The 9,186-nt window shown below is 53.2% G+C and carries 6 protein-coding genes; 5 read left to right on the plus strand and 1 reads right to left on the minus strand.

The window, feature by feature from the left end; genetic code table 11:
* The first annotated feature begins 239 nt into the window (after positions 1-239).
* The 5 genes from WMO66_RS08900 (at position 240) to WMO66_RS08920 (ending at position 6,752) form a co-directional block, all read left to right on the plus strand.
* Positions 240-599: a response regulator gene (locus WMO66_RS08900; protein WP_349136050.1), complete on the plus strand. Its 360-nt coding sequence runs from the start codon at positions 240-242 to the stop codon at positions 597-599.
* A 52-nt stretch (positions 600-651) separates the two neighbouring features.
* Entirely contained in the window at positions 652-2,793 is a 2,142-nt protein-coding gene (locus tag WMO66_RS08905; RefSeq protein ID WP_349136052.1) for a hypothetical protein, read from the plus strand.
* A gap of 172 nt (positions 2,794-2,965) precedes the next feature.
* Positions 2,966-3,211, plus strand: a complete 246-nt coding sequence (locus tag WMO66_RS08910) for a hypothetical protein (RefSeq protein WP_349136053.1) — start codon at positions 2,966-2,968, stop codon at positions 3,209-3,211.
* Positions 3,212-3,314: 103 nt separating this feature from the next.
* The gene (locus tag WMO66_RS08915; RefSeq protein ID WP_349136054.1) at positions 3,315-4,697 is read left to right on the plus strand and encodes a DUF1254 domain-containing protein; all 1,383 of its coding nucleotides are present in this window, start codon (positions 3,315-3,317) and stop codon (positions 4,695-4,697) included.
* A gap of 9 nt (positions 4,698-4,706) precedes the next feature.
* Positions 4,707-6,752: an alkyl/aryl-sulfatase gene (locus tag WMO66_RS08920; protein WP_349136055.1), complete on the plus strand. Its 2,046-nt coding sequence runs from the start codon at positions 4,707-4,709 to the stop codon at positions 6,750-6,752.
* Positions 6,753-7,778: 1,026 nt separating this feature from the next.
* Here the strand turns inward: WMO66_RS08920 and WMO66_RS08925 are convergent.
* Positions 7,779-9,186: hypothetical protein (locus WMO66_RS08925; RefSeq protein WP_349136056.1), on the minus strand; the 1,408-nt coding region annotated here is incomplete at its 5' end.

Genomic DNA, 9,186 nt, shown 5'->3' on the forward strand with positions numbered 1-9,186 from the left:
ATATTTCAAGATTTTCAAACCGATAAGTTGGGGCGAAAGACCCGCTGAGCGCCGTAGCCGATTTATTCAGAGGTTCCCAAGATCATTATATCACAGCGTATCGAGGATGACAAAGAACCGCTGTCGGAATTCGTGCCAAAATCGCCCCTTTCGTGCTACGGCGCTTGAAAAAAACGAATGGCCCTTTTATACTGAGCGCAAGCAAGATGCCAAATCGGATGAAGGAAGGAGGGAAATCTGTGTATCGTATTGCCGTGCTGGCAGAACAGGAAGCAGAGCGGCAGCGCTACGCCGAGCAAATTATCCGATTTTGTGAAGCGAAGGGGCTGTTTCCGCAGGTCATGCAATATGACGACCAGGAACGCTTTTTTGAAACGGCGCAGAAAGAGGTTCCAACCAATGCCGTCATTGCACTTTCCGGAGTGGCAGGACTGAATGCAGCGGAGCATCTTCGCTCCTTATGCCCCGCGTGCCGGATGATCTGGTGCAGCGACTTGGATTTCTCCCTTCACGCCTTCCGGCTGCGGGCAGACTATTTCCTGCTGGAGCCGGTTTCCGAGGAAGCGTTTCAACTGGGACTTTACACCTGGCTCGCATAAAACCCCAACAAACTTTATGAAAAATAAATAAACGGAGGATATTTTGATGAAAATGGAAAAAGTATTACGCTCTGCGCTGCTCCTGCTGCTGGCTGCTGCGCTCTGCCTGAGCATGGCAGCCTGTACACAGACGCCAGCCGAGTCTTCCCCGGCCTCTGAAACGCAGACGCCCGAAACGGCCGCATCAGAGAAAGCCTCGACGGAGGATGATATGCCGGAGGACGCTGGCACAGGGGAGACCCCGGCGTCCGACGCATTGTCCTCTGCACTGCCGGTCAAGACGCTGCGCGCCAAGCGTGTCGACGAAAACCCCTATATGGCAAAGAGCGACGCCAACATTCACCACGACGGCTACAATACCGACTCTACGGATGAAGTCCTGCCGCTTGGCATCTATCCGGAGATCAATGTTTCCTATGAAAAAACCAACGCGAACGCTTCGCCTGCCATTTACTTTGACAGCTACGGCCACGCAGTCGTTCCGCTGCTCGGCGGCATCGCCATCCGCGATCTGAATGCCGAAGAGACGAAGACTCTTGGCTATTTCTCTCCGAAGCAGCACGACGGCGGCGGTTACGTCATCCAGAGCTCCTACACGTTCCTGGACTCGGAAAACCGCATCGTCTGCCCCACCAGCAACAACCATGTGCTGATGCTGCGGGCAACCGATGAAGCAGGAAACGTCCTGCCTGAATTTGAAAAGGTACTGGACATCGACATCAAGGCGGCAGCCGAAGCTGCGCTCGGCAAGGAGCTGACGCAGAATCTTCTTTCCGTGGTCTTTGACTACGACGGCAACCTCTGGTTTGCAACCGGCGGCTTCCGCATCTATCCCGAGCGTGAGCAGCAGGGCGTGCTCGGCTACATCGCGAGTTCGGCGATTGAGGCGATCCTGAACGGAGAGCAGGCCGACCTTTCGAAGGCCGTCTTTGTCCACGAGCTGACCCCCGGTGAGGGCGCGGAAAACGGAATTGCCGCCTCCAAGGACGGCGCGGTCATCCTGACCAATAAAAACTGCTATCTGCTGCGCGCAGAAGATGGCGTCGACGTTGCGTGGTGCACGCCGTATGAGAGTGTTGGCGCAAAGGTCAGCGGCGAAAACGACAAGACCACCGGCGGCGGTCTTGCCTGGGGCGGCGGCTGCTCCCCGTCGCTGACGCCGGATCTTGTGATGTTCACCGACAACGCGGATCCCGTCAAGCTGCTGGCGCTCGATATGAAGACCGGTGAGATCGTTGCAAGCATGCCGGTTCTGGATGATCTGCCCGAGGGCTATCAGGTGGCGGTTGAAAACTCTGCCATCGTCTATGATGACAGCGAGGGCACCGTCAGCACGATTGTCTGCAACTGGTTCGGCGCAGGCAGCGCAGGCCTTGCCGATCCCGACAGCGATTCCTCCATCCAGAGCTACGCCAACATCTATGACATGAACTGGCTGACGAAGGGCAACTGCATGATCGCGCCCGGCGTCGAACGTGTCGATACCATCAAAACCGATTCCGGCTATGAGATGAAGAGCATCTGGTCTCGAAATGACCTGAGCGATACATCGATTCTCAAGCTCTCCACCGCGACGGGCTATATCTACGGCTATGTGCAGGATCTGGAAAGCGGCATGTGGCAGTACATCATTCTGGACTTTGCCACCGGCGAGACGGTATTCACCATGGACGTCTCCAACAAATATGGCTACAATAACATGGCTATCGGTATGTATGCCGGAAACAGCGGCAACGCGCTCTACTGCCCGACGGGCTATCTGGAGCTGCTGTGCTTGCAGGATCGCTTTGTGTATCTTCCCGAAATGCCCTACCGCAAGGTCGATCTCGATAAGGCCGCGCGGAACGTACTGACACAGGAACAGTTTGAGCAGGACGGCGGTGTCGGCACGGTCGCCAGCTGGCGCAACACCGTGACACTCGAAAACGTCCACCCCAACACGACGGTCTCGTTCCGGATGAACAATCTTTCCGGAAGCGCCGCTGATTTGAAGCTCTATGCCTACGGTGCAGACGGAAAGCTGGCGGAGGTCAGCAAAGAGCTGTGGACGATCACGGATGAAGCTGGGACTGGCGTGGATACCCTGGCCGACGGCACACTGTATGAGCTGCGTGTCAGCGTCGCAGACGGCGGTGCGCTTGATCTGAGCGAGACGGAAAAGGAGATCATCATTTCCGTTGTGCTTGCAAAGTAAGTCTCAAGGAAGGCTATCAAAAAAACTACAAAATCACCCCCGTTTCTGATTGATATGCTCCCTTTATGAGAGACAGTGAAATAAATACACTGTCAATCACGAAGGGAGCATTGTTCCTGTCAAGAAGGAAAACCAGCAGATCAGAGCAACTGTCGGCGGCGAAAGCCTCTGCATGACCTGCGGGCGCGTCAGCCCTTTGTCCACGCAGTCCACCTTTGAAGATTTAGCGGTGGATTTTGAAGGAACGACAGCCAGCGGTGCGGAGCGATTCTATCGGCGCACACTGGATAAGCTGCGCCTGAAGCTGCTGGAAAGCAGGCTTGTCCATACCGTGACGCTGAAGCAGACCGAATGCCGCAAAAGGAACAAAAAAGAGCTTTCAAGGCTTGCAGAAAGAAAGGGGCGGAATAATCGATAGTTTACCATAAAGAGAAAATCACAAACGACTTCATAGTCAATCCATCCGCACAAACCCTTCCGAGGAGATGACCAAAAACAGAAGAGAATCATAGGAGGACAACATGAAAAAGATACTTGCAATTCTACTATCGCTGCTTACCCTGCTTTCCTGCGGACTTCTTTCCGCCTGCTCTGCCGAAAAAACGCAGCCGGATACACCGGATACGGAAACCGTGTGGGAAACGGTCAGCGAGGCATACATCTATGCGTTCCCACTGGTGCTGACCGACGCAACCAAAACATTATCGACCAATACGGACGGAACCATGACTGGCCGTGCGCCCATCAATCAGTTCAACCATGCACAAAAGCTGGCGGACGCCTCTTTCCGCACCGTTGTGACGCCGAACGTCGATACCGTCTATTCGCAGGCGTGGCTTGACATCCGTGAAGAGCCTATGATCTTCGTTCTGCCGGAAACGGATCGCTTCTGCAATGTGCAGCTTCTGGATGCGTGGACGAACACCGCCGCCGTGCTGGACAAGGCGGGTGCTTATGCCATCGCGCTTCCCGACTGGGAGGGCGAGCTGCCCGACGGTGTGACGCGCGTGGACGTGCCCACCGCAACGGTGTGGTCGATCACCCGCACGGTGCTGTCCGGGAACGAGGATCTGCCCAATGTCTGTGCCATTCAGGAGCAGATGCAGCTCCTGCCGCTTTCGGCTTATGTACAGGGAGGCGAGTATGCCGCACCGCAGGGAGCTTATAAAGAGGAAAATGACTTTGTTCCCGTGAACAAGGTGCTTTCCATGACGCCAGCAGAGTTTTTCAATACGGCGAACGCTCTGATGCAGGTCAACCCGCCCGCCGATGCGGATGAGGAGCTGCTGAAGAAGCTCTCCGCCATCAACGTGGGCGCGGGCAAGACCTTCGACGCCGCCCTCCTGGGCGAAGGAGCTGCCGAGCGCTGGACGCAGATGCTTCAGGGGCTTCGCGCCACGCTGGCCGCCGATGGCGCGAAGTATGCGCAGAAACTCGGTCAGTGGATCTATTACGGCAAGCCCATCGGCGACTTCGGCACGGAGTATACCTACCGCGCGATGGTAGCGCTGGTGGGGCTTGGCGCCAACACCGTGGACGTGGCGATCTATCCCAAGACAGCGGTGGATGAGACCGGCGCAGCGCTGACCGGAGAAAAGAAGTATACGCTCCACTTTGAAACCCTTCCTCCCACGCTGGAGGGCGGCTTCTGGTCCGTGACCGCCTACGGAGAGGATGATTTCCTCATTGACAATTCCATCGACCGCTACTGCATCAACGACCGCTCCGACTTCAAGCTGAATGCGGACGGCACATTGGATATTATCCTGTCCAAGGATGCACCGGAAGACACCTCTAACTGGCTGCCTGTTTCCGACGGGGAATTTCATCTGTTCATGCGGATCTATGTACCGGATATGACAGCACTGGATAGCTGGCAGCCGCCTGTTATCCGCGAACAATAAGGAGAGGCTATGAAACGTATTGCAGCAATGCTTCTTGCATCGGTACTGCTGCTGTCCTGCGTCGGCTGTGCGCAGGATGGGCACAAAGAGCCGGGCGCGGAAAAGGCAGACCTGGGTCTGACCGCCGAGGTCAAGCCCGCCACAGACTTTACGGCAAAGGCAAATGCCGCCGTCTACGATGAACTTGACTTTGATGATAAGCAGGAATATGAATTCGCCACCCGCGGACTGATCGACGCGCCGGAAGCACTGGAACTGAAGGACGAGGATGGGACGATCCTCTGGAGTCAGGAAGCCTATGCGTTCCTGGACGATTATGAAAAAGCGCCTGACAGCGTAAATCCCAGCCTCTGGGAGAACACGAAGAACAACCATGCCTATGGCCTTTTTGAAGTGACGGATGGCATCTATCAGGTCCGCGGCTATGACATGGCAAATCTCACCGTTGTCAAGGGCGATACCGGCTGGATCGTCTTTGACACGCTGATGAGCGTGGAGTGCAGCCAGGCTGCCATGCAGCTGATCGAAAAGAATCTTGGTAAATTCCCGGTCAAGGCCGTCATCATCTCTCATTCCCACGCCGACCATTTTGGCGGCATCGCCGGCGTGATGGCGAAAGAGGATAAGGCAGACGAGACACTTTCTATTGAAGATCAGCTCGCCAGCGGCAAGATCCCCGTGATCACGCCTGTGGGCTTCACGGAGCACTCCGTGAAGGAAAATGTCTACGCCGGTAAGGGTATGGGCCGCCGCAGCAATTATCAGTATGGCATCCTGCTGACCCCCGGCGTGACCGGCAAGCTGGCGCAGGGCATCGGCATGGGGCAGTCCACCGGAACGGTCTCCTTCATGACGCCCAGCTACGAGATCACACAGTCCGGTGAAAAGCTGACGATCGACGGTGTGGAGCTGGAGTTCCAGCTCACGCCGGGTACGGAAGCGCCCGCCGAAATGAACACGTGGCTGCCCCAGTACAAGGCGCTTTGGATGGCGGAAAACTGCACCGGCACGCTCCACAATCTCTACACGCTGCGCGGCGCGGAGGTGCGCGACGGCGCGGCATGGACAAGCTATATCACCGAGGCCATTTCCCTTTACGGCAAGGACGCGGAGGTCACCTTCCAGTCCCACAACTGGCCGCACTGGGGAAACAACGTGGTGAACGACTACATGGTCAACACGGCTGCCGTGTATAAGTTCATCAACGACCAGACTCTGACCTATATCAATCAGGGCTACACCAGCGATGAGATCTCCAACATGATCGAGCTGCCGGAGGCGCTCAATAAAATCTGGTACACCCGCCAGTACTACGGGACGGTCGCCCACAACGCCAAGGCGGTCTACCAGAAGTTCATGGGTTGGTATGACAGCAACCCTGTCAACCTGAACCCCCTCATGCCAAGCGACAGCGCAAAAAAATGGGTGGAGTACCTGGGGGATGTTGACAAGGTCCTGCAAATGGCAAAGGCGGATTTTGACAAGGGTGAATATCAGTGGGTCGCCGAGGTCACAAACACCATCGTCTTTGCCGACCCGACGAACACCGATGCGCGGCTTCTGTGTGCCGATGCACTGGAGCAGCTGGGGTATCAGGCGGAGTCCGGTCCGTGGCGCAACGAATATCTGACCGCCGCGCAGGAGCTGCGCCACGGAAACGCCAATTTCACCGCTTCCACCAAATCTACCGGCGACATGGTCAAGGCCCTCTCCGCGCCCATGCTGTTTGACTATATGGCCATTGTCATGGACAAGCAGGCGCTGGCTGACCGCGACTTCACCATGAACGTGATCCTGCCTGACGTGGGCGAACAGCACATGCTCCGCGTGAAGAATGGTGTGCTGCTGGTCTATGCGGATACATTGTCTGATGATGCAGACGTGTCTATTACCTGCCCGAAGAATGCGCTGTTTGCGATCCTGACCAACAATCAGGAAACGGTTGCGAAGGCCGTCAGCGTCGAGGGCAGCGCAGAGCTGCTGACGCTGATGATGGAGAATATGAACCAGCTCCCGATCACCGGGACCAACCCCTTCAACATCATCGAGCCGTAACAGCTTCGCGGGGCGGTCCGTGGGAAGACCGCCCCGCTCGAGAAAAAACAGCAAGATGCTTTCAACGCAAATCAAAAGGTGACTATGGACATTTACGCCAAGGTGAAGTACAATAAGCCTTGGGAACTGGCACCGGTGATAAACCAAGCTTTCAGCACAAATAGTGAAAAAGAATCGGCTTAATTGATGGGTTAACTCGTAGGGGAAACGGCAAGACAGGACGAGGAAACCCTTGAAAATACAGGGGAAAAGGCGAAAAACTGATTCAATACGGCCTCAAAGACGCCCGTCGGGCTCCTCAGTTCAGCAAGCGCTGAATTTATTCGGAATATGCCAAACGCTCCCCGGGATCTCAATGGATCCCGGGGAGTTATTATCTGTCAGGCCGCCGGATGCAGCCCGGATCTCACCCGAAGGGCCTGGCGTTTTCGCCGGGCCTGCCTGCGATCATACAGAAACAGCCTCCATTGAAATGTTGTCGGGTTTATCCGTGAATATTTCAATAGAGGCATTGATTTTTGGGGATGAGACGCTTGTCTGAACCGTGCCTTTTCATCGCTCATTTCATCGCATCTGGAGCGCATCCATGCGCGATGCTCTGATGACCGAACGCAGTGGCCCCGCCTGCATCATCCTGCGCAGGGTAAAAAAAGCGGGCGGCTTGTGAAGAGCCCACTCGGACCTTCTCACAAGCCGCCTCGTTTTGGCGTCCCAGAAGAGATTCGAACTCCCGACCCCACGCTTAGGAGTTACAATTTGAGCAGTAATCCCGTGTCAACCGAAGTCAAAGAAAGTCAGTATTTTCAAGGCTTTCCGGCACTTCGGAGTCAATTTATGTAGGCCAGAACAAAGCAAAATAAAGCCTGATAAACGCAGGATGATTAGAAAATCCTTAGATTTTTCTAACCTTGGGGATTGGTGCATTTGCCCTCGCCTCGATATCAGAATGGAGTATACTCCTTCTCTTCTGCTGGATATTCTCAAATTCTTATAACTGTTTAGCAGTAAATTGATAGAAATGAATCATCATAGTGTCCTACGAATACTTCCGTCGATACGATCTTTCTCATATGTAAAGAGTGCTTCCCATTCACTCCATTGAAGAATAGACCGATCAGAGGCGTGGATTTCTTTTTCGCTTTTCATAAGCCAAATGAGTTCCATACCGCTTGAACTTATGAAACTATCCAGCAAATCCTTTCGGACTACAATGCAGTTGAGATTTTGAGTCAAGACAACATCAAATGCTGCGAGTTTCCCATCACTATCGAAGTAGAATCCATCCGCCTCCAATTGTTGGAGATGAAGTGTCTCTATTAGCATAGCACAGGGAACATTCCAAGATAATGCGTCTTCCTTTGAAGCATCATATTCTTCTTCCCAAAGAAGATTTGACGAAGCATGAAGTATTTTCCCGATTTCTTTTTTTACTTCAACTTCGCGAGTAACTTCCTTATAGCCGATTTCAGGCATCTCGATTTCGACTTCTGGTGAATCACCCCATTCATTGTCCAGTTCTTCGCATTCATCATTCCACGCATCATCTTGCTCATCAAGATACCCCAGCTTTTTTATAAACTCCTCCATTGCGGACAAATCCGGTACTTTAATAGTCTCGTGAACAGTTTCTTTCTCCCCTGTTTTCAGACTTGCATCAACCCATGCGGACTCATTGAAAGAACAGCAACTGGGTGCCCATGGGTATTCTCTGTTGAACACAGTGTAGGTTTCATGATGAGATGCCGTCTCCCTTGTTATTACGCTCAGCCCCTTATTGGCACAGCTTTCAAATTCCTTTTTTTGCTCTGGCGAAACAAAGTATGCATACAGCCAACTCCACACATAGAGATTTTTAATATCCAAATCCTCTCTACCAGTGTCGAAGTATGCTGAAAGCGTGACCCACTCTGTCCCACATACATCTTTTAGCAGCAATGCATTCTTTAGATTCTGATGAAATACTCCTTTGGAGTCAAGCCATGCCCGTTGCTGCTCAGCAGATGAAATATTGGTACAAGCATTTTCTTCTACTGCCGCTGTGGCAAAATCATCAAGGAATTTGAAATGCGGTGCATCGGGATACACCATAAAATTCTGATTAAGTGTTGGATCAAAATCACGAACATAGGGTTCCCATGTGCCTTCAAAAGGAATCTCATCAGTTTCTTGAAAGCAATATTTGTCAACCATTCTGCAATGATCCGATACTCGGGAAAGTATGTTGTACATTGCAATCCACTGGTATTTCTTTCCTATCCGCTCTGTTTTTGCCGCCATATGCCTATCAAAACTTCTATGGTATCTGTCATACTCTCCGAAGTAATCTTCGGAGTACTTCAGTTCGTTTAAGATGAAATAGACCGCATAATTGAATATCCTTTTGTCATCAACTTCAAAGTTTTGGAGTGCGGCTTGAAAAACATAGCGGCCGAAA

It is taken from the genome of Faecousia intestinalis (genome assembly GCF_040096185.1).
Lineage (GTDB): Bacteria > Bacillota > Clostridia > Oscillospirales > Oscillospiraceae > JAZOXB01.

Excerpts from the sequence above, each read along its gene's own strand:
- WMO66_RS08905 (WP_349136052.1), top strand. The coding sequence starts at position 652 with ATGGAAAAAGTATTACGCTCTGCGCTGCTCCTGCTGCTGGCTGCTGCG.
- WMO66_RS08910 (WP_349136053.1), top strand. The coding sequence starts at position 2,966 with ATGACCTGCGGGCGCGTCAGCCCTTTGTCCACGCAGTCCACCTTTGAA.
- WMO66_RS08915 (WP_349136054.1), top strand. The coding sequence starts at position 3,315 with ATGAAAAAGATACTTGCAATTCTACTATCGCTGCTTACCCTGCTTTCC.
- WMO66_RS08920 (WP_349136055.1), top strand. The coding sequence starts at position 4,707 with ATGAAACGTATTGCAGCAATGCTTCTTGCATCGGTACTGCTGCTGTCC.